Annotated in this window: 21 protein-coding genes; 12 read left to right on the top strand and 9 right to left on the bottom strand. The window is 69.4% G+C overall.

Translation table 11 applies throughout. The features are described from left to right. Window positions 1-192 precede the first annotated feature (192 nt). The 5 genes from gap (at window position 193) to ACFV1W_RS04705 (ending at window position 4,160) form a co-directional block, all read left to right on the top strand. Window positions 193-1,200 carry a type I glyceraldehyde-3-phosphate dehydrogenase gene (gene gap, locus ACFV1W_RS04725; protein WP_380413096.1) on the top strand — a complete coding sequence of 336 codons (1,008 nt, stop codon included), beginning with the start codon at window positions 193-195 and terminating at the stop codon, window positions 1,198-1,200. A 151-nt stretch (window positions 1,201-1,351) separates the two neighbouring features. Further along, on the top strand, window positions 1,352-2,554 hold the full coding sequence (locus tag ACFV1W_RS04720) for a phosphoglycerate kinase (RefSeq protein ID WP_380413094.1): 1,203 nt from the start codon (window positions 1,352-1,354) through the stop codon (window positions 2,552-2,554). A gap of 4 nt (window positions 2,555-2,558) precedes the next feature. After that, window positions 2,559-3,344, top strand: a complete 786-nt coding sequence (gene tpiA / locus ACFV1W_RS04715; protein WP_380413092.1) for a triose-phosphate isomerase — start codon at window positions 2,559-2,561, stop codon at window positions 3,342-3,344. 87 nt (window positions 3,345-3,431) lie between these two features. Continuing rightward, the gene (gene secG, locus ACFV1W_RS04710; protein WP_270143317.1) at window positions 3,432-3,668 is read left to right on the top strand and encodes a preprotein translocase subunit SecG; all 237 of its coding nucleotides are present in this window, start codon (window positions 3,432-3,434) and stop codon (window positions 3,666-3,668) included. A 204-nt stretch (window positions 3,669-3,872) separates the two neighbouring features. Then, window positions 3,873-4,160, top strand: a complete 288-nt coding sequence (locus ACFV1W_RS04705) for an RNA polymerase-binding protein RbpA (RefSeq protein WP_030308030.1) — start codon at window positions 3,873-3,875, stop codon at window positions 4,158-4,160. Window positions 4,161-4,237: 77 nt separating this feature from the next. On the opposite strand, the gene pgl is transcribed toward ACFV1W_RS04705, so the two are convergent. The 5 genes from pgl to tkt form a co-directional block, all read right to left on the bottom strand. After that, window positions 4,238-5,026, bottom strand: a complete 789-nt coding sequence (pgl, locus tag ACFV1W_RS04700; RefSeq protein ID WP_380413090.1) for a 6-phosphogluconolactonase — start codon at window positions 5,024-5,026, stop codon at window positions 4,238-4,240. After that, entirely contained in the window at window positions 5,023-6,117 is a 1,095-nt protein-coding gene (gene opcA, locus ACFV1W_RS04695) for a glucose-6-phosphate dehydrogenase assembly protein OpcA (RefSeq protein ID WP_380413088.1), read from the bottom strand. The genes pgl and opcA overlap by 4 nt, the downstream gene beginning before the upstream one ends. Then, window positions 6,114-7,670, bottom strand: a complete 1,557-nt coding sequence (gene zwf, locus ACFV1W_RS04690; RefSeq protein ID WP_380413171.1) for a glucose-6-phosphate dehydrogenase — start codon at window positions 7,668-7,670, stop codon at window positions 6,114-6,116. The genes opcA and zwf overlap by 4 nt, the downstream gene beginning before the upstream one ends. Before the next feature lie 63 nt (window positions 7,671-7,733). Further along, window positions 7,734-8,876 carry a transaldolase gene (tal, locus tag ACFV1W_RS04685; protein ID WP_380413086.1) on the bottom strand — a complete coding sequence of 381 codons (1,143 nt, stop codon included), beginning with the start codon at window positions 8,874-8,876 and terminating at the stop codon, window positions 7,734-7,736. An 85-nt stretch (window positions 8,877-8,961) separates the two neighbouring features. After that, window positions 8,962-11,061 carry a transketolase gene (gene tkt / locus ACFV1W_RS04680; RefSeq protein WP_380413084.1) on the bottom strand — a complete coding sequence of 700 codons (2,100 nt, stop codon included), beginning with the start codon at window positions 11,059-11,061 and terminating at the stop codon, window positions 8,962-8,964. Window positions 11,062-11,525: 464 nt separating this feature from the next. Here tkt and ACFV1W_RS04675 point away from each other — a divergent pair, with 464 nt between their 5' ends. Then, on the top strand, window positions 11,526-12,473 hold the full coding sequence (locus ACFV1W_RS04675) for a heme o synthase (protein WP_380413082.1): 948 nt from the start codon (window positions 11,526-11,528) through the stop codon (window positions 12,471-12,473). Window positions 12,474-12,528: 55 nt separating this feature from the next. Here the strand turns inward: ACFV1W_RS04675 and ACFV1W_RS04670 are convergent, their stop codons facing one another. Beyond that, on the bottom strand, window positions 12,529-13,170 hold the full coding sequence (locus ACFV1W_RS04670; RefSeq protein ID WP_380413081.1) for a DUF2461 domain-containing protein: 642 nt from the start codon (window positions 13,168-13,170) through the stop codon (window positions 12,529-12,531). A 72-nt stretch (window positions 13,171-13,242) separates the two neighbouring features. Between ACFV1W_RS04670 and ACFV1W_RS04665 the strand changes: the two genes are divergently transcribed. Both ACFV1W_RS04665 and ACFV1W_RS04660 read left to right on the top strand, forming a co-directional pair. Beyond that, window positions 13,243-13,581, top strand: a complete 339-nt coding sequence (locus ACFV1W_RS04665; protein ID WP_380413079.1) for a hypothetical protein — start codon at window positions 13,243-13,245, stop codon at window positions 13,579-13,581. Window positions 13,582-13,695: 114 nt separating this feature from the next. Then, a complete protein-coding gene (locus tag ACFV1W_RS04660; protein ID WP_380413078.1) occupies window positions 13,696-13,842 on the top strand; it encodes a hypothetical protein in 147 nt (48 codons plus the stop codon). Window positions 13,843-13,873: 31 nt separating this feature from the next. On the opposite strand, the gene ACFV1W_RS04655 is transcribed toward ACFV1W_RS04660, so the two are convergent. The 3 genes from ACFV1W_RS04655 to ACFV1W_RS04645 all read right to left on the bottom strand — a co-directional run bounded on the left by ACFV1W_RS04655 (window position 13,874) and on the right by ACFV1W_RS04645 (window position 15,899). Next, window positions 13,874-15,064: a methyltransferase domain-containing protein gene (locus tag ACFV1W_RS04655; RefSeq protein ID WP_380413076.1), complete on the bottom strand. Its 1,191-nt coding sequence runs from the start codon at window positions 15,062-15,064 to the stop codon at window positions 13,874-13,876. Next, entirely contained in the window at window positions 15,061-15,195 is a 135-nt protein-coding gene (locus ACFV1W_RS04650) for a hypothetical protein (protein WP_360418559.1), read from the bottom strand. The genes ACFV1W_RS04655 and ACFV1W_RS04650 overlap by 4 nt, the downstream gene beginning before the upstream one ends. A gap of 233 nt (window positions 15,196-15,428) precedes the next feature. Further along, complete coding sequence (locus ACFV1W_RS04645; RefSeq protein WP_380413169.1) at window positions 15,429-15,899, bottom strand: ATP-binding protein; 471 nt, start codon at window positions 15,897-15,899, stop codon at window positions 15,429-15,431. 179 nt (window positions 15,900-16,078) lie between these two features. On the opposite strand from ACFV1W_RS04645, the gene ACFV1W_RS04640 reads away from it, so the two are divergent. The 4 genes from ACFV1W_RS04640 (at window position 16,079) to ACFV1W_RS04625 (ending at window position 20,396) form a co-directional block, all read left to right on the top strand. Continuing rightward, window positions 16,079-17,314, top strand: coding sequence for a helix-turn-helix domain-containing protein (locus ACFV1W_RS04640; protein WP_380413074.1), 1,236 nt, complete (start codon window positions 16,079-16,081; stop codon window positions 17,312-17,314). Continuing rightward, entirely contained in the window at window positions 17,311-17,823 is a 513-nt protein-coding gene (locus tag ACFV1W_RS04635; protein WP_380413072.1) for an NUDIX domain-containing protein, read from the top strand. Before ACFV1W_RS04640 ends, ACFV1W_RS04635 begins: the two co-directional genes overlap by 4 nt. Before the next feature lie 113 nt (window positions 17,824-17,936). Next, window positions 17,937-19,613 (top strand): Eco57I restriction-modification methylase domain-containing protein, encoded by a 1,677-nt coding sequence (locus ACFV1W_RS04630; RefSeq protein ID WP_380413070.1) that lies wholly within the window; start codon window positions 17,937-17,939, stop codon window positions 19,611-19,613. A gap of 12 nt (window positions 19,614-19,625) precedes the next feature. Then, window positions 19,626-20,396: a PaeR7I family type II restriction endonuclease gene (locus ACFV1W_RS04625; protein ID WP_380413068.1), complete on the top strand. Its 771-nt coding sequence runs from the start codon at window positions 19,626-19,628 to the stop codon at window positions 20,394-20,396. The last annotated feature ends 132 nt before the right edge of the window (window positions 20,397-20,528 follow it).

Here is a 20,528-nt window from a genome sequence, read left to right as displayed (position 1 = left end):
GACCACTTGACCAGGGCCAACGGCCCGGGGCGGGAAGGACGGAGGGCCCGGCACCGCGCCACGCCACGTCTTGCCTGGTGGCGCGATGTGCCCTCCCAGGCCCGGGAGAGGTAGGGTCGTAGGCGGTCGGGGACTTCCCAAATCTCATCCCCGTCGGCTCAGCGCCGGCGTACCTAACGAGGAGATCGGTTCGTGACGATCCGGGTAGGCATCAACGGCTTCGGCCGCATCGGCCGCAACTTCTTCCGCGCCGTCAAGGCCCAGGGCGCGGACATCGAGATCGTCGGTGTCAACGACCTCACCGACACGAAGACCCTGGCTCACCTGCTCAAGTACGACACCACCCTGGGCACCTTCCCGGGCGAGGTCTCGCACACCGAGGACAGCATCACCGTCGACGGCCACACCTTCAAGGTGACCGCCGAGCGTGACCCGGCCAACCTGCCGTGGGCCGCCCTGGGCGCCGACATCGTCGTCGAGTCCACCGGCATCTTCACCAAGGCCGAGGCTGCGAAGAAGCACCTCGCCGCCGGCGCGAAGAAGGTCATCATCTCGGCTCCCGCCACCGACGAGGACGTCACCATCGTCCTGGGTGTCAACGACGACAAGTACGACGCCGCCAACCACCACGTCATCTCCAACGCCTCCTGCACCACCAACTGCGTGGCGCCGATGGCCAAGGTGCTGAACGAGAGCTTCGGCATCGTCAAGGGTCTGATGACCACCGTCCACGCGTTCACCAACGACCAGGTCACCCTGGACTTCCCGCACAAGGACCTGCGCCGTGCTCGTGCGGCGAGCCAGAACATCATCCCGACCTCGACCGGTGCCGCCAAGGCGACCGCCCTGGTCCTGCCGGAGCTGAAGGGCAAGCTGGACGGCACCTCGCTGCGCGTGCCGGTCCCGACCGGCTCGATCACCGACCTGGTCGTCACCCTGGAGCGCGAGGTCACCAAGGACGAGGTCAACGCGGCCTTCCAGAAGGCCGCGCAGGAGGGTCCGCTCAAGGGCATCCTGGCCTACACCGAGGACCCGATCGTCTCCTCGGACATCGTCAACGACCCCGCCTCGTGCATCTTCGACTCCAGCCTGACCATGGTCCAGGGCAACCAGGTCAAGGTGCTCGGCTGGTACGACAACGAGTGGGGCTACTCGAACCGCGTCGTCGACCTGGTCACCCTCGTCGGCGGCCAGCTCTGACGCTGTGGGAGCTGACGTGATGTAGGGGCGAGGGCCCGGACGGCGAAATGTGCCGACCGGGCCCTCGCTCTGCGTACAAGGACTTCTCAGGCGGCCCCTGCGCCGTGCCGCCTCTGCGCATCAACCATCTCCCCAGGAGACCGAAGAACCCGTGAAGACCATCGAAGACCTGGACGTCGCCGGCAAGCGCGTCTTCGTACGCGCCGACCTGAACGTTCCGCTGTCGGACGGCCGGATCACCGACGACGGCCGGATCCGCGCCGTCGCCCCGACCATCGCCAAGCTCGTCGAGCGCGGTGCCAAGGTCGTCGTCGCCTCCCACCTCGGCCGTCCCAAGGGCGCGCCGGATCCGCAGTTCTCGCTCGCGCCGGTGGCCGAGCGCCTCGGCGAGATCCTCGGCAAGCCGGTCGCCTTCGCCGCCGACACCGTGGGCGAGGCGGCCGGTTCCGCCGTCGCCGCGCTGGCCGGCGGCGAGGTCGCGCTGCTGGAGAACCTGCGCTTCAACGCCGGTGAGACCAGCAAGGACGACGCCGAGCGCAAGGCCTTCGCCGAGCAGCTGGCCGCCCTGGCCGACCTGTACGTCGGCGACGGCTTCGGCGCCGTGCACCGCAAGCACGCCTCGGTGTACGACCTGCCGGCCCTGCTGCCGCACGCCGCCGGCGACCTGATCGCCACCGAGGTCGGCGTGCTGAAGAAGCTCACCGAGGACGTCAAGCGCCCGTACGTCGTCGTGCTCGGCGGCGCCAAGGTGTCGGACAAGCTTGGTGTGATCGACAACCTGCTGAAGAAGGCCGACCGGATCCTGATCGGCGGCGGCATGGCGTACACCTTCCTCAAGGCCAAGGGCCACGAGGTCGGCATCTCGCTGCTGCAGGAGGACCAGATCCCGACCGTCCTGGGCTACCTGGCCGAGGCCGAGGAGCGGGGCGTCGAGTTCGTCCTGCCCGTGGACGTCCTGGTCTCCGCCGAGTTCCCGGACCTCAAGGGCAAGACCCCGGCGAACTACGAGGTCGTCGGCTCGGACGCGATCCCGGCCGACAAGGAGGGCCTGGACATCGGCCCGAAGACCCGCGAGCTCTACGCGGCGAAGCTGGCTGACGCCGGCACGGTGTTCTGGAACGGCCCGATGGGCGTCTTCGAGCACCCGGACTACGCGAACGGCACCAAGGCCGTCGCGCAGGCCCTGACCGACAGTGCGGCGTTCACCGTGGTCGGCGGCGGCGACTCCGCCGCGGCCGTCCGCATCCTGGGCTTCGACGAGACGAAGTTCGGGCACATCTCGACCGGCGGTGGCGCGAGCCTCGAGTACCTGGAGGGCAAGACCCTCCCCGGTCTCGCCGCCCTGGAAGGCTGAAAGCATGACTGAGCGTCTCCCGCTGATGGCGGGCAACTGGAAGATGAACCTCAACCACCTTGAGGCCATCCAGCACACCCAGAAGCTGGCCTTCGCGCTGGCCGACAAGGACTACGAGGCCGTCGAGGTGGCCGTCCTGGTCCCGTTCACCGACCTGCGGTCGGTGCAGACCCTGGTCTTCGGCGACAAGCTGAAGATCAAGTACGGCTCGCAGGACATCTCGCAGCACGACGGCGGCGCCTACACCGGCGAGGTCTCCGGTCCGATGCTGGCCAAGTTGCAGTGCACCTACGCGGTGATCGGCCACTCGGAGCGCCGGCAGTACCACGGCGAGAACGAGGAGATCGTCAACGCCAAGGTCAAGGCCGCGTACCGCGCCGGGGTCACCCCGATCCTGTGCGTCGGCGAGCCGCTGGAGATCCGCAAGGCCGGCACCCACGTCGAGTACACCCTGGCCCAGCTGGACGGCGCCCTGGAGGGCGTCCCGGCCGACCAGGCCGAGTCGATCGTGGTCGCCTACGAGCCGGTCTGGGCGATCGGCACCGGCGAGGTGGCCACCCCGGAGGACGCGCAGGAGGTCTGCGCCGCCATCCGCAGGCGGATCGCCGAGCTGTACGACGCCGAGCTGGCCGACAAGGTCCGCGTGCTGTACGGCGGTTCGGTCAAGGCGTCGAGCGCGGCCGGCCTGATGGCCAAGCCGGACATCGACGGCGGTCTGATCGGCGGTGCCTCGCTGGACGCGGACGAGTTCGTCAAGATCGTGCGCTACCGTGAGCAGGCAGTAGGCTAACGCCGCCGCAGCAACGTAGGCTTTGGGGCCGGACCGCCGTACGCGGCCCGGCCCCTTCGCCGAAGATACGAGAGAGTTGGTCCCGTCGTGGTTCTCGGGTTCTCGATTGCCCTGATCATCTTCAGTCTGCTGATGATCCTGCTGGTGCTGCTGCACAAGGGGAAGGGCGGCGGCCTGTCGGACATGTTCGGCGGCGGCGCGATGTCGACCGGCGGCGGTTCGGCGGTGGCCGAGCGCAACCTGGACCGCATCACCATCGTGGTCGGCGTCGGCTGGTTCGCCTGCATCATCGTGCTGGGGCTGGTCCTGAAGTACAAGAGCTGACGCAACCCTGACGCCCCGTCGCCCGAGCGCCTATCCTTGGACGGTCGGGGCGGAGGCGATGGTGGTGGAAGCTTAAGTCCTGCTTACACTAGGACGACTTTCGCCACCGACGCGCACCGCGGCGGGTCGGCGCACCAGCACGCAGGGAGTCAGACCGTGGCAAGTGGCAACGCCATCCGTGGCAGCAGGGTCGGGGCCGGCCCGATGGGGGAGGCGGAGCGCGGCGAGTCCGCTCCGCGCAACCGGATCTCCTTCTGGTGTGCCAACAAGCACGAGACCCGGCCCAGCTTCGCCGCCGAGGCCGTCATCCCGGACACCTGGGACTGCCCGCGCTGCGGCTTCCCGGCCGGGCAGGACGAGCACAATCCGCCGGCGCCCTCGCGCAACGAGCCGTACAAGACCCACCTCGCCTACGTCCGTGAGCGGCGCACCGACGCCGACGGCGAGGCGATCCTCGCGGAGGCGCTGGCCAAGCTGCGCGGCGAGATCTGACCGAGCCGAGCGCCGGAGAAGCAGGAAGGGCGCCCCCCGTCGAGCGACGGTGGGCGCCCTTCGGCGTCAGGGCGTGGCTAGGCCGAGGCCGGCGGGTACAGCTGGGCCGGGATCCGCTCGGCGGCGGCGCGGTCCAGCAGCCACAGGGTGCGGCTGCGGCCGTACGCGCCGGAGGCGGGCGCCTGCAGTTCGCCGGGGCCGGACAGGGCCAGCGCGACCGCGCCCGCCTTGTCCTCGCCGGCGGCCAGCAGCCAGACCTCGCGGGCCGCCCGGATCGCCGGGAGGGTGAGCGAGATCCGGGTCGGCGGGGGCTTGGGGGCCCCGCGCACGCCGACCACGGTCAGCTCGGTCTCCCGCACGCCCGGGTGCTCGGGGAAGAGCGAGGCGACGTGGGTGTCCGGGCCGACGCCGAGCAGCAGCACGTCGAAGGCCGGGACGCCGAGCCGGTCGCCCGGTCCGGCGGCCTTCGCCAGCTCCTGCGCGTAGCGGGCGGCCGCGGCCTCCACGTCGGAGCCGTCCACCCCGTCCGAGGCGGGCATCTCGTGTACCCGTGCCGGGTCGAGCGGGACGGCGTCCAGCAGTTCGGCGCGGGCCTGGACGGCGTTGCGGTCACCGTCGGCGGCGGGTACGAAGCGCTCGTCGCCCCACCAGAGGTCCAGCCGGCCCCAGTCGACCGCGTCGCGCGCCGGGGAGGCGGCGATCGCGGCCAGCAGGGCGTTGCCGTTGCGGCCGCCGGTGAGCACCACCGAGGCGGTGCCGCGGGCGGCCTGGGCGTCCACGATCCGGGTGATCAGCCGGGCCGCGGCCGCCTGGGCCATCAGGTTCTTGTCCCGGTGGACGACCAGCTGCGGAACGGCCCTGGTCATGCGTCGTCCTTGGCGGCGGCGCGCTTGCCGGCGGCCTTCTTCGCCGCGGGCTTCTTCTCCGCCCCGGCCGTGTCGGCGGGCGCGGCCGGGCCGCCGTCCGACTCGGCCACCGAGGCCTCGACCGCCTGGGCGATCTGTTCGGCGGCAGCCGGGACGGAGTCGTCGTGCTCGCTCAGCCGCTCGACGGGCGTGCGCACGGCCGTCGAGTAGATGTCGTCCGGGTCCAGCCGGCGCAGCTCCTCGGCGATCAGCTCCGAGGTCTCGCGCCGCTTGAGCGCCACCTGGCGGTCCGGCGAGCCGGGCATGGAGAGCATGCCCAGCAGGCCGTCCGGGCGGTCCAGGGTGATGTCCCCGTCCTTGGTGCGCAGGCGCACCGCAGTGATGCCGGGACCGCCGGTGACGACCCGCTCGACCGGCACGTGCAGCCGGTTGAGCAGCCACAGACCGAGCAGCTCGACGCTGGGGTTGTAGGACTCGCCCTCGACCGCCGCGGAGACGATGGTGGACGGCCGCTGGTCCAGCGCGGCGGCCAGCATCGAGCGCCAGCCGGTGAGCCGGGTCCAGGCCAGGTCGGTGTCGCCCGGGGTGTAGCTCTGGGCCCGCTGGGCGAGCTGGCCGACCGGGGACTCGGCGGTGACCGCGTCGGTGATCCGGCGCTGGGCGAGCGCGCCCAGTGGGTCCTGCGCGGGGTGCTGCGGCGCGTTGTCCGGCCACCAGACCACGGTCGGGGCGTCCGGCAGCAGCAGCGGCAGGACCACGGACTGGGCGTGCGCGGCGAGTTCGCCGTGCATGCGCAGGATGACCGTTTCCCCGGAGCCCGCGTCCGAGCCGACCAGGATCTCGGCGTCGAGCCGGGTCTCGGCCCGGGCCCGGGGCGAGCGGCCGGCGCGCTTGATCACCGCGAGGGTGCGCATCGGGTGCTCGCGGGAGGCGTCGTTCGCGGCCTTGAGGGCGTCGTAGGCGCTGCCCTCGTCGGTCACGATCACCAGGGTGAGCACCATGCCCGCGGCGGTGGAGCCGCTGGCCCGGCGCGCCTCCATCAGCGCTGCGTTGATCTTGCTGGACGTCGTGTTGGTGAGGTCGATCTTCATGGCCGGCGCCAGCTCCTGCCGTCTCGTGCGAGCATCTCGTCAGCCTCGGCGGGGCCCCAGGTGCCCGCCGCGTACTGGGCGGGCTTGCCGTGGGTGTCCCAGTACCGCTCGATCGGGTCGAGGATCTGCCAGGAGAGCTCGACCTCCTGGTGGCGCGGGAACAGGTTGGCGTCGCCGAGCAGCACGTCGAGGATGAGCCGCTCGTACGCCTCCGGGCTGGACTCGGTGAAGGACTCGCCGTAGGCGAAGTCCATCGTGACGTCCCGGACCTCGAAGGAGGTGCCGGGCACCTTCGAGCCGAACCGCACCGTCACACCCTCGTCCGGCTGGACCCGGATGACCAGGGCGTTCTGCCCCAGCTCCTCGGTCGCGTAGGAGTCGAACGGCAGGTACGGAGCGCGCTGGAAGACCACCGCGATCTCGGTGACCCGGCGGCCCAGCCGCTTGCCGGTGCGCAGGTAGAACGGGACGCCCGCCCAGCGGCGGTTGTTGATCTCCAGCTTGATGGCCGCGTAGGTGTCGGTCTTGGACTCGGGGTCGATGCCGTCCTCGTCCAGGTAGCCGACGACCTCCTCGCCGCCCTGCCAGCCGGTCGCGTACTGGCCGCGCACGGTGTGCCGGCCGAGGTCGGCCGGGAGCTTGACGGCGCTGAGCACCTTGAGCTTCTCGGCCACCAGCGCCTTCGGGTGGAAGGACGCCGGCTCCTCGATGGCGGTGAGCGCCATCAGCTGGAGCAGGTGGTTCTGGATGACGTCACGGGCGGAGCCGATGCCGTCGTAGTAGCCGGCCCGGCCGCCGATGCCGATGTCCTCGGCCATGGTGATCTGCACGTGGTCGACGTACGACCGGTTCCAGATCGGCTCGAACATCTGGTTGGCGAAGCGAAGCGCCAGGATGTTCTGGACCGTCTCCTTGCCCAGGTAGTGGTCGATCCGGAAGACCTCGTCCCGGGGGAAGACCTCGTGGACGACCTTGTTGAGCTCCTGGGCGCTCTCCAGGTCGTGACCGAAGGGCTTCTCGATGACGGCTCGGCGCCAGGAGCCCTGCGGCGGGTCGGCCAGGCCGTGCTTCTTGAGCTGCTGGACGACCGTGGGGAAGAACTTCGGCGGGACGGACAGGTAGAAGGCGAAGTTGCCGCCGGTGCCCTGGGCCTTGTCCAGCTCCTCGATGGTCTCGCGGAGCTTGTCGAAGGCGTCGTCGTCGTCGAAGGTGCCGTGGACGAAGCGCATGCCCTTGGCGAGCTGCTGCCAGACCTCTTCCCGGAACGGGGTGCGGGCGTGCTCCTTGACCGCGTCGTGGACCTCCTGGGCGAAGTCCTCGTTGTCCCACTCGCGGCGGGCGAAACCGACCAGGGAGAAGCCCGGCGGCAGCAGGCCGCGGTTGGCCAGGTCGTAGATGGCCGGCATCAGCTTCTTGCGCGACAGGTCGCCGGTGACCCCGAAGATGACCAGGCCGGACGGCCCCGCGATGCGCGGGAGCCGCCGGTCGGAGGGGTCACGAAGCGGGTTGACGGGGGAGGGCGGGAGGTCCTCCGCGTCGGATTCCGATGTCAACTCGGGGAAATCAGTGCTCACTTGGTGTGCTCCGCTTTCGTGCGCTGAGTGTGTGAGCGGCGGTCACTTCTCGGTGGCGAAGGAGGCCAGCGAGGCGGTGACGGTGTCGAGCAGCTCCTGCCAGGACTGCTCGAACTTCTGCACGCCCTCGTCCTCCAGGACCTGGACCACGTCGTCGTAGTCCACACCGGCGGCCGCGACGGCGTCCAGGAGGGCCTTGGCGTCGGCGTAGTTAGGGACGATGGTGTTGCCGCTGACCACGCCGTGGTCGGCGGTGGCGTCCAGGGTGGCCTCGGGCATGGTGTTGACGGTGCCCGGGGCGACCAGCTCGGTGACGTACAGGGTGTCCGGCAGGGCCGGGTCCTTGACGCCGGTCGAGGCCCACAGCGGGCGCTGCGGCTTGGCGCCGGCGGCCTCCAGGGCCTTCCAGCGGGCGTTGCCGTCGGTCTTGCCGTCGACCGAGCCGAAGACCTCCTCGTACGCCTGGTAGGCGAGGCGGGCGTTGGCCAGGGCGGCCTTGGAGCGCAGCTCCTTGGCGTCGCCGCCGATCTTGTCCAGGCGCTTGTCGATCTCGGTGTCCACGCGGGACACGAAGAAGGAGGCGACCGACTCGATCTGGGAGAGGTCCAGGCCCTTGGCCTTGGCGGCCTCCAGGCCGGTCAGGTAGGCGTCGATGACGGCCTTGTAGCGCTCCAGGGAGAAGATCAGCGTGACGTTGACACTGATGCCCAGGCCGATGACCTCGCTGATGGCGGGCAGGCCGGCCTTGGTGGCGGGGATCTTGATGAAGACGTTCGGGCGGTCGACCAGCCACCACAGCTGCTTGGCCTCGGCCACGGTCGGGGCGGTCTCGTGCGCCAGGCGCGGGTCGACCTCGATGGAGACCCGGCCGTCGCGGCCGTTGGAGGCGTCGTAGACCGGACGCAGCACGTCGGCGGCGTCGCGCACGTCCGAGGTGGTGATCATGCGGATCGCCTCCTCGGTGGTGACCTTGCGGACGGCGAGGTCGCGCAGCTGGCCGTCGTAGGAGGTGTCGCCGCTGCCGGCGATGGCCTTCTGGAAGATGGTCGGGTTGGTGGTGACACCCACCACGTGCTTGTTCTGCACCAGCTCGGCCAGGTTGCCGGAGTTCAGCCGCTTGCGGCTGAGGTCGTCCAGCCAGATCGCAACGCCTTCGTCGCTGAGGCGCTTCAGTGCGTCAGTCATGGTGCTTCAGTCCTTCTTCTGCTTCGTGGGGTAGTCAGAGGGGCCGCGTACCCGCGTGCGGGCGAGGTACGCGGCCGGAGCGCAATTAGCGGTTGACGGCTTCCAGGGCGCGCAGGGCGTTGTGCGCCTCGGCGATCACGCGCTCGGTGGTCAGGCCGAACTCCTCGAACAGCACCTTGTAGTCGGCGGAGGCGCCGAAGTGCTCCAGCGAGACGATCCGGCCGTGGTCGCCGACCAGCTCGCGCCAGCCCTGGGCGATGCCGGCCTCGACGGAGACGCGGGCCTTGACCGACGGCGGCAGCACGCTGTCGCGGTAGGCCTGGTCCTGCTCCTGGAACCACTCGAAGGACGGGACGGAGACCACCCGGGTCGCGACGCCCTCGGCCTCCAGGGCCTCGCGGGCCTGGACGGCCAGCTGGACCTCGGAACCGGTGCCCAGCAGGATCACCTGCGGGTCGCCGGTGGAGGCCTCGGCCAGCACGTAGGCGCCCTTGGCGGTGCCCTCGGCGGAGGCGAAGGCCTCGCGGTCGAAGGTCGGGACGTTCTGGCGGGTCAGCGCCAGGCCGACCGGGCCGGGGTGGCTGGTCTGGCGCTCGATGATCGTGCGCCAGGCGACGGCCGTCTCGTTGGCGTCGGCCGGGCGGACCATGGACAGGCCCGGGATGGCGCGCAGCGAGGCCATGTGCTCGACCGGCTGGTGGGTCGGGCCGTCCTCGCCGAGGCCGATCGAGTCGTGCGTCCAGACGTAGGTGACCGGCAGTTTCATCAGCGCGGCCAGGCGGACGGCGGGGCGCATGTAGTCGGCGAAGACCAGGAAGGTGCCGCCGTAGACGCGGGTCTTCCCGTGCAGGGCGATGCCGTTCATGGTCGAGCCCATGGCGTGCTCGCGGATGCCGAAGTGGATCGTCCGGCCGAACGGGCTGGCGGACTTCAGCGGGTTGCCCTCGGGGAGGAAGGAGCTGTCCTCGTCGATGGTGGTGAGGTTGGACTCCGCGAGGTCGGCCGAGCCGCCCCACAGCTCCGGGATCACCGCGCCGAGCGCCTTGAGGGTCTCGCCGGAGGCCTTGCGGGTGGCGACGTCCTTGCCGGCCGGGAAGGTCGGGACGGCCTTCTTCCAGCCCTCGGGCAGCTCGCCGGCCTGGATGCGGTCGAACTCGGCGGCCCGGTGCGGGTTGGCGGCGCGCCAGGCGTCGAAGCCCTGCTGCCACTGGTCGCGGGCGGCCTTGCCGCGCTTGATGACCCGGCGGGCGTGCTCGATGACCTGGTCGCTGACCTCGAAGGTCTTCTCCGGGTCGAAGCCCAGGACCTTCTTGGTGGCGGCGATCTCGGCGGCGCCGAGCGCGGAGCCGTGCGCCTTGGCGGTGTTCTGGGCGTCCGGGGCCGGCCAGGCGATGATCGTGCGCATCGCGATGATCGACGGGCGGGAGGTCTCGGCCTTGGCGGCGGCCAGCGCACCGGCGAGGGCCTCGACGTCGACGTCGCCGTTGGCCTTCGGGGTGACGCGCTGGACGTGCCAGCCGTACGCCTCGTAGCGCTTGAGGACGTCCTCGGAGAAGGCGGTCTCGGTGTCGCCCTCGATCGAGATGTGGTTGTCGTCGTAGAGGGCGACCAGGTTGCCCAGCTTCTGGTGGCCGGCCAGCGAGGAGGCCTCGGCGGAGATGCCCTCCTCCAGGTCGCCGTCGGAGACGATGGCCCAGATGGTGTGGTCGAAGGGGGACTCCCCGGCGGCCGCCTCCGGGTCGAACAGGCCGCGCTCGTAGCGGGCGGCCATCGCCATGCCGACCGCGTTGGCGATGCCCTGGCCGAGCGGGCCGGTGGTGGTCTCCACGCCCGCGGTGTGGCCGTGCTCGGGGTGGCCCGGGGTGCGGCTGCCGGCGACCCGGAAGGCCTTGAGGTCGTCCAGCTCCAGGCCGTAGCCGGAGAAGTACAGCTGGGTGTAGAGGGTCAGGCTGGTGTGCCCGGGGGAGAGGACGAAGCGGTCGCGGCCGACCCAGGCCGGGTCGGTCGGGTCGTGGCGCAGGAAGCGCTGGAAGATCAGGTAGGCAGCGGGCGCCAGGGACATGGCCGTCCCGGGGTGCCCGTTACCGACCTTCTGGACAGCGTCCATCGCGAGGACGCGCGCCGTGTCAACCGTGCGCTCATCCAGGTCGCTCCACTCGAATGCGTTCGTCGGCGCAGTGCTCACCCTGTCTCAGGGCTCCTTCCATTGTGAAGAGTGACCCCGTGAATGGGGACCGGGTCGGCCACGGCGCTGTGGTCCCGACTGTGGATGGTGCCGGTCACGGAGGGTAGATCCCGCTTCTGCGTGCGAGCCTACCGTCCGGGCCGGGGCTCACCCTCCGTGCCGGGACAACCGGGATTTCCGCATGGTGATTCCCACTAGGGCGGTCCGACTTGTTTTGCCCCAGGCTCTCCCGTTTTGTACGGGCGCGCCGCCCGGGTGGTCGGGACGGGTTGCGGGGGCGCGCCGGAGCCGCTTCGTGGCTTCACCCAGTCGGTTCACCCGGGGGTGTGCGATCCGCCTCGCCGGGGGACCCCGGAGCCGGATGGGATATATGGAGCGTCTAAGGTGGCGTGGTACGCGCAGAGCGGACGAATTCGGGACCCTTCGTTCCTGTGGACGCCTGCGAAGATTCATCTTCAGTTGGGGTGTTAGTGACCGCCGTCGAAACCCGTCCCGCCGGGGTCACCGGGGCGACTCCTGCGCACCGGCCCATCGGGGCCCGTGTCGGCGCGTTCGTCGCACTGACCAAGCCACGGATCATCGAGCTGCTGCTGATGAGCACCGTGCCGGTGATGTTCCTGGCCCAGCAGGGCGTGCCGAACATGCTGCTGGTGCTGAAGGTCGTGGTCGGCGGTTACCTCTCGGCGGGCGGCGCCAACGCCCTCAACATGTACATCGACCGCGACATCGACGCCCTGATGTCCCGCACCGAGCGCCGGCCGATCGTCACGGGGATGGTGTCGCCGCGCGAGGCGCTGGTGTTCGGCGTGGTGCTCGGCATCGTCTCCACCCTGCTGCTCGGCGTCGGCGTCAACTGGCTCTCCGCCGGACTGGCCCTCGGCGCGCTGCTGTTCTACGTGTTCGTCTACACCCTGGGGCTCAAGCGGCGCACCTCGCAGAACATCGTCTGGGGCGGCATCGCCGGCTGCATGCCGGTGCTGATCGGCTGGTCCTCGGTGACCAACTCGGTGTCCTGGGCGGCGGTCGCGCTGTTCCTGGTGGTCTTCTTCTGGACGCCGCCGCACACCTGGGTGCTGTCCATGAAGGTGCGCGACGACTACGAGCGGGCCGGCGTGCCGATGCTCCCGGTCATCAAGGGCAACGTGGCGGTCGGCAAGCAGGTCGTCGCTTACTCCTGGGTGATGGTGGCGGTCTCGCTGGCCGTCTGGCCGCTGGGGCACATGAGTTGGCTGTACCCCGTCGCCGCGGTGCTGCTCGGCGGGTTCTGGCTGCGGGAGGCGCACGCGCTGTACGGGCGGGCCAAGGCCGGGATCGTGGGCGCCAAGCTGAAGGAGATGCGGCTGTTCCACTGGTCGATCACCTACCTGTCGCTGCTGTTCGTGGTGTGCGCGATCGATCCGTTCGTGAAGTAAAGCTCGTTGGACGGCGAAGAGCCCCGGTCCTGGTGGACCGGGGCTCTTCCTTTTCTCAGCGGGACGGCAGCTCCGACGGGCCGACGTGGCCGTCCAGCCAGTCCCGCAGCGGCTGGGAGGCGCGCAGGAAGTCGACGATCCGGGTGTGGGCGGCGCGGGTGCCCAGCCACTTCGCGGGCTCCCAGTCCTGCCAGGCCACCAGGCCCTTGTGCCGCAGCAGCTCGATCCTGGGGTGGTCCCTGGCGTAGCCGCGCGGAGCGGACTTCAGGGAGTCGCGGCCGTGGACCCGCGGGCCCGCCTGCTCCACCCGGGCGATCACCCGCTCCAGCTCGGCGCCGCTGACGTCCTCGGCGACGGCGGCGCGGTAGCGCTCCAACTGGTCGGCAGCGAGCCGGTACATGCCGTTGCCGCAGGCCAGGCCGTCGGCGGAGAGCTGGATGTAGCCGCCGGACTCCAGGTGCGCGCCGATGTGGGTCTTGTACGGGGACTTGTCGGCGCTGAAGCGGACGTCCCGGTTGGGGCGGAAGATCTTCCCCGGCCCGAACTCCGGCTCCAGCTCGGCGAGCAGCGCCTCCATCGGGGCCCGCACGGCGTCGTCGTACTGCTCCTTGTGGGCCTGCCAGAAGGACTTCGAGTTGTCGGCTTCGAGGTGCTCGTAGAAGTCCAGCGCCTCGGTCGGCCAGCCTTTGAACGTCATGCTCCGAGTATGTGTCCCGGTGCACAGGGCGCTCCCGTCGCCAGGTCGCGTACCGGTGGGTAGCATGCGGGCATGAGCAGCGCAGAGACCGCCACCGCCGCCGCGCCGGACGCCCGTACCGAGCGCCGCGCCAAGCGCATCGCCAAGCACCTGACCAGCTTCGCCCAGCAGCACGGCGGCAGCGCCGACGCGGTCGTCGAGTACGTCGGCGCCGTGGCCACCCGCATCGTCGTGGTCGGTGCGGACGGCGCCTGGGGCGACCAGGTCGCCCCCACGTACGCCGTCGGCCGCCGGGCCGCGGAGCTGGCGGGGCTCACCCTGCACGACGACTTCGAGGGCGAGCTGGGGCTGAAGGTGAAGACCGGCGCGTACGAGTGGAAGCGGATGGCCGGCATCCAGCTCGGAGGCTGAGCGCGCCTGGTTCGAACGCCGACGGCCCGGCTCCCCCTATGCGGGGGAGTCGGGCCGTTCTCGCTGGTCAGGGGCACCGGACGGCCCGGCGAGGGGTGACGCTACGGTACGCGCATGCATATCATCGGTGCCGGTATCCGCGCGCTCGTGAACGCGATCGCTAACGGCGACCCGCTGTGGCCGGCGGTGACGTTCTTCCTGCTGTCCTTCCCCCTCGCGATCGCCGCCGCGCTGGTCCGCGCCCGCCGCAGGCCGAAGTAGGTCCTCCGGCGACGGCCCGGTTGCCGGGCCCTTATGGGAGCGGGTGACGAACGGGCTGGGCGGGGCGGTCGAGCCAGGCCCACTGTCTGTTTGCGGTGACGGTGAGGCCGAAGCGGTCGGGGGCCGGGCGGTCGTGCTGCTCCCACCAGTGGCGGGCGGCCGTGACCTCGTCCCAGAGGCGGCGTGGGCCGTACTGCCACACGGTGAAGCGCTTGTTCTGACGGCCGTCGTGGTCGACGGCCGCCCAGGAACGGGCATCGGTGGTGGCGACCCACAGCCGGGCTGCGACACCGTCGACGCCCGGCTCGTCCTCCCAGGCGGTCCACACATCGCCCAGCCGTAGGCCGAGGGCGAAGCGGGCCTCCCAGTTTTCGCCAGTGACTTCCCAGGGCGGGAGCACCGTTTCGGACTCGTCCGGGACGTGGTCGTCCTGGACGACGTCGCGGAAGATCCGCAGGTCCTGCCGGTGGTTGCGCATCAGCATGAACGCGGAGTGGGGGCTGAAGCGGCCTTGGGCGTGGTCGCGTTCGACGGTGAGCTTGAGCAGGCCCCAGCAGAGCATGGGGTTGTCCCAGGGAGTGAGGACGATGCCGCCGGGCCGGGTCTGTTCGATCCAGGCCCAGGGGATGTGGCGGACCGAGCAGGTGGAGATGATCCGGTCGTAGGGCTGACGGCGGGGCCAGCCCAGGGAGCAGTCTCCGCAGATCAGGTCCACGTCCAGGGCCGCCGCGTTCAGGGCGGCCCAGGCCTGCTCGGAGACCTCGGAGTCGATCTCGATCGAGGTGACGTGTCCGGAGCCGAGCCGGTGGGCGAGGAGGGCCGCGTTCCAGCCGGTGCCGGTGCCGATCTCCAGGACGTTCATCCCGGGCCGGACGTCGAGGTCGCGGAGCATGCGGACGACGATCGAGGGAGCGGAGGCGGAGGAGGCGGGCCAGGCATCGGCCGGATCGGCCGACGCCTGGCCGTCGTTGATCTGGGTGACGATCGGCGTGTCCTGGTACGCCGCCTCGAACCAGCGGTCGTGGTCGGTGGACAGGTCGCACGGCTCATAGCCGCCCTGGTGGTCCTCCAGCCAGATCCGCTCGGGGAGGAAGCGGTGGCGGGGAGTTGCCTTGATCGCTGCTTGCCACTCGCGGGGGACCGGGCCGTCGAGCGCTTCGCCGACGGCCCGGAGCAGGCCGCGCACGGCGGCCTGCTCCGGTCGATGCACGGGGTCCGTCACTTGTTGTTCTCGTCCTTCTTGTGCTTCGGCTCGGGCGCCGGCCGGGATCCGTCGGGGGACGGCTTGCTCGTGCCGGGGTCCTTCTTACCGCCGTGCTTGCCTCCGCTGGACTTGTCGGTTCCCCAACCCATGGTTCCTCCTTGCGTGTTGATGAGTGATGGTCGTCCCGGCCGCGCCGCCGGATCGGCGGCGCGGCCGGGAGTTCAGCGGGATCGGTTGATCAGTACGAGGGCCGCGATGACGACATGCAGCCCGGCCGCGGCGGATACGCCGTAGGCGGCCCAGATCCGCGTGGGATCGGGGATGGACGGTGACGGCGGCGGTGCGTCGTCGGGGGCGTAAGTGTCCTGCGGAGGTTGCCGGTTCACCGGGGGACCGGCACGGGAGTCGCGAGGTCGGCGTGGACGACCTTGCCGAACGGGAGGAGCGAGACACCCCAGCGGCCGTCAGTGAGCCGGTGGACCATTGCGAGACCCCGGCCCGACGTGGCGTCGGGCCGGGCCTGGACCATCACGGGCATCGACCGGGAACCGTCACCGACGAGGATGCGGACGGTGCGGTCGGTCGGACGGCGGACGCCGACGAGCATGCGGGTCTGGCAGCCGGTCTTGATGGAGTTGGTGACCAACTCGCTGACGATCACGGTGGCGTCGTACACCAGGTCTTCCATCCCCCACTCCCGCAGCTGCGCGCCGACGAACCGGCGCGCAGCTGCCACCGACTCAGACCGGTACGGCAGGCGGACGGTCGTCGTTGTGTCGAGTCGATCAGCAGCGGGCACTGACGCTTCCCCGGTGTCGATCACGCGGCTTGGCACTGCGGTGGGTTGAGGCATCGGACTGGCTCCCGTGGATGGATCAGGGCGGCTGATCCTCATTCAAGGTCGAGCTGGACATCCCAGGAGACTCCGAGTAGGTGACTCCAAAACGGAGTCAGGAAAGGTGCCGGGAACCTACGATCGACACACACTGTGATGGGAGTGAAGCTGTGGGTGTTCAGTCGAGCCTGCATGAGGTGGCCGCAGGTCTGCTCCAGGACCAGCGTCTACTGAAAGCATGTGAGGCCCGCGACATGGGCGCCGTGTTCCGGCTCCTCAACGCGCGCGGTGTCAGTACCCGACGCATTGCCGCAGCGGTGGAGATCAGCCAAGGACGGCTGTACGACTACATGAATGGCAAAACCAGGGTCGAGAAGTTGGCGTTGTTCGAGCAGATCGCCGACGCGTTCCACATCCCCGGAGAGTTGCTTGGTCTTGCCCGCAGACCCTGGGAACCAGATCTGGCTTCCGAGATCCCAACTCCTGCACTGACTTCCCCGGAGGCTGAGGGCGGCGGCGACCTGGCCACTGTAGAGGCCTTCCGTCGTGCGGATCGGCAGGCAGGGGGTGGACGGCTCTACTCGGCTGTGGTTCACCATCTCTCGGACCAGGTGGCGCGCCTGGTTGATATCGCGAGTAGCTCGCGAGTCTTCGCAGCCGCTGCCGCGCTCACCGAGATGGCCGGTTGGATGGCCCACGACTCCGGCCGTGACGATCTTGCGGCTCGGCACTTCGCTCGTGCGCTTCCTCTCGCGCGTGCCTCCGGTGATCTGCCGCTGACGGCGCACGTGGCCGCCAGCACCAGCCATCTGTGCCTTCAGACTGGCGACCCGGCGAAGGCCGTGCACTGGGCCACCGTCGGTATTGAATTGGCCGGCCGGGGTCCGCACTTGCCAAGCCTCCTGGCTCGGCTGAACACCATGCTGGCCCGAGCGTTGGCAGCCTCCCGGCACTACGGCCCGGCAACGCAGGCGCTCGATCATGCTCACGCGGCTCTTGCGCTCGGAGCCGATGACGAGCATCCGTGGCTGAGCCCGTTCGACCACGCCACTCTTGCCAGTGAGTCAGCGTTGGCGTTCACCGACCTCGGTCGCGCTGAGGAGGCCCTTCGGTATGGGAAGCAGGCTGTGGTCCTTCGGGAGGAGGGGCGCACGCGTTCCCTCACCTTCAGCCGCATCACCCTCGTCCGTATCCATGCCGATTGCGGTGACTTGGACGCCGCAATCAGTGTCGGGACCGAGCTCCTCGACACCAGCCCGACGCTCGGGTCTGTCCGGGTCGTTCATCAGATGGATGAACTCCGTGAACTCCTCGGGAGACACCGCGACTACGGCCCAGTCTGTGAATACCTGGCACGATTTGACGAGGCGCGCAGAGCCCGGCAGCTCCTGCTCGCTGACATCATCCCGTTGCCTCGGGGAGGTTCAACGTGAGGCCTGCACCTACCGACACCGAAGCCTGGAACGCCTATCTGGCTGAGGGCAATGCACGGCAAGCCCGCAAGCGCGTCTCGGCGGACGTGATCCTGCGCGACCTGGCCGGACGCATTCTGACCGTCAACCCGACCTACAAGGAAGGTTGGGACCTTCCTGGCGGGATGGCGGAGGCGAACGAGCCACCGGATGAGGCCGCAGTGCGGGAACTGCGCGAGGAATTGGGCCTGGAGATCACCATCCGCCGTCTGCTGGTCGTGGACTGGGTCGCGCCGCACGGCCCGTGGGACGACCAGATCGCCTTCATCTTCGATGCGGGCACGCTCCCACCCGCTCGGGCCGAGACGGTTCGCCCACACGACGAAGAACTCTCCGAGGCTGTCTTCCTGCCGGCATCGGAGGTCGCCGACCGACTGCGGACCCGCCAGCGGAACCGGTTGAATGCCGCTGTCAGGGCGATCTCCGATGGCAGTATGCGGTACCTGCGAGACGGGGTGGAGGCATGGTGACGGAGCTGGCGCAGGCGAAGGGGTGGCCCAGAGGGTGAATGCATCGATGCCCAGTGTCATTGATCGTGGCGGGCTCGGGATGATCGCCGAGGCGCCCACTGTAGGGTCGAACCGTGGCAACTCTGGCGCACTTCGACATCGACAAGCAGGCGCTGTCTGAGGTCCCCGCGGAAGCAGTCGAGCACGGCGAGGTCTTCACCCGCCGTTGGGTCGTCGAGCTCATCCTCGATCTGCTCGGCTACACGCCGGACAAGGACCTCGCGCAGCTCAAGGTCGTCGAGCCTGCTTGTGGTGCCGGGGCGTTCCTCGGCGTGATCGCTTCACGGATCAGCGCCTCATGCCGGGCCCACGGCCGTCCGATCACCGACGCGGTGAACGCCGTCCAGGCGTTCGACCTGCTCGGGCGCAACGTGGCCGAGAGCCGTGGAGTCGTCGAGAAACGGCTCCAGGATGACGGCTGGGAGCGGAGTGGCGCTCGCAAGGTTGCCGCGCACTGGGTGAAGCAGGGCGACTACCTTCTCCAGGCTGACGCCGAGCACCGCGCGGACTTCGTCGTCGGAAACCCCCCCTACATCAGGCTGGAGGATGTCCCCGCCGACCGGATGGACGCCTACCGGACCATCTGCTCCACGATGGGCGGCCGCGCCGACATCTACATCGGCTTCTACGAGGTGGCACTCCGGAGTCTGAAGCCGGGCGGTCGTCTCGGTTTCATCTGCGCGGACCGCTGGATGAGGAACCAGTACGGCCGAAAGCTCCGCCAGCTGGTGACCAGGGAGTTCAGCATGGACCTGGCACTGGTGATGCACGACGTGGACGCCTTCCAGGAGCAGGTCTCGGCGTACCCCGCTGTCACGATCATTTCCCGCTGTCCGCAGGGCGGTGCGGTTGCCGCTGACACGACCCGTGCGTTCGGGGAGCCGGAGGCCCGTGACTTCCTCGCCTGGTACAGGGCCGAGGATCGGGAGCCGATCGCCACGGCCGCGTTGCAGGCGGCCGTCCTGCCGCACTGGTTCCCCGGTGAGGATTCCTGGCCGGCGGCCTCGCCTGCCAGGCTCGCCGTCCTCGAAGACCTCAGCGACCGGTTCCGGCTGCTGGAGGACGAGACCACGGGCACACGCGTAGGCATCGGTGTCGCGACCGGCGCGGACAAGGTCTTCATCACCGATGATCGCGAACTGGTCGAGTCGGACCGGCTGCTGCCGCTGGCCATGGTCCGTGACACCACCAGCGGTTCCATCGACTGGAGCGGGTCCTGCCTGGTCAATCCGTGGAACTCCCGGGGCGAACTCGTCGACCTTTCCGCCTATCCGAAACTCGGTGCCTACTTCCGCCGGCACAGCGGTGCCCTGCGCAAGAGGTACGTGGCGGTCAAGCAGCCGGACCGCTGGTACAAGACGATCGACAAGGTCGACCACGGACTGACGAGTCGGCCCAAACTCCTCTTCCCGGACATGAAGCTGACCATCCATCCGGTGCTCGACGAAGGGAAGTTGTACCCTCACCACAACCTGTACTTCATCGTCTCGGACGTCTGGGACATGCGCGTTCTCGGTGGCCTGCTCCTCTCCAAGGTGGCCGAGGCGTTCGTGGAGGCGTACGCGGTCAAGATGCGCGGGGGAACGCTCCGCTTCCAGGCGCAGTACCTCCGCAAGATCCGCGTTCCGGACCCGGCGGCCATCGCCGAGGAGGACCGCGCTGCCCTGGTCGACGCCTTCGACAAGCGGGACGTGAAGGCGGCCACCGAGGCGGCACTGCGTGTCTACGGGCTTACCGAGCTACCCGCTTAGGAGGAACCGGTCTTGACGGTCAGCCGCCAGGATTTCGAGGACGCCGTTGCCGCGTACTGGGGCGTCAAGCAGGCCCAGAAGGATCAGTCGGCGATCAAGGCCGCAGTCGGCGCCGGTACCGCGGGTTCTGTCAGAGGTGGCAAGCACTTCGATTCCATCGCGGCCCTCCTGGCGAAGTTCTTCCTCGAAGCGGGCTATCCGGGGGAGAGCATCCGGATCACCACGTCCCAGCGTCTGGAGCTTCCCGGCTACTACAGGCCGCAGAAGCAGTGGGACGTCGTCGTTGCTTACGAGAACACGTTGGTGGCTGCCTTCGAGATGAAGGCGCTGGGCGGGCCGTCCTTCGGCAACAACTACAACAACCGGGTCGAAGAGGCCCTCGGCAGCGCCGTCGATCTTCGAAGGGCAGCGTTGGCCGACCTCTATCCCGGAGAGAAGCCCTGGCTCGGGTACTTCTTCATCATGCAGGACGAGGAAGGATCGAGGCGGCCCGTGAAGCCCGCTGAGGGGGCTTTCCCAGTCGAGGACATCTGGCGCGGCAAGTCCTACCAGGAGCGGTTCGGCATCTTCTGCCAACGGTTGATGGCCGAACAGCTCTATGACGCGGTCTGCTACGTCACGTCGTCCGCGACCGACCCGAAGCCGAGCGAGCCCATTGACAGTCTGGACTGGCGGCACTTCTCCGCTGCCATAAACGCGCGGATCGGCTACCTGAAGGAACTTGGGCTGCCGAGCCCGCATCGGCCCCACGGCCCGCTGTCCACGGACCTGGGCCAAGGCTGATCGGCTGGGATACGTCGAAGGCCCCCAAACGTGGGGGTGGGGGCCGTCGACGAGGCTCAGACCAGTCTCGTATATACAAAACAAACCCCCCCCGACAAAACAAACACCCAGTTGGCGGGGTGTGGGGTTATA

Origin of the sequence: Kitasatospora sp. NPDC059648, assembly GCF_042734825.1 — a bacterium.
In the GTDB taxonomy this organism is placed as follows: domain Bacteria; phylum Actinomycetota; class Actinomycetes; order Streptomycetales; family Streptomycetaceae; genus Kitasatospora.
The sequence above is the reverse complement of the archived record's forward strand: the minus strand, read 5'-3'. Positions and strand labels throughout refer to the sequence as shown.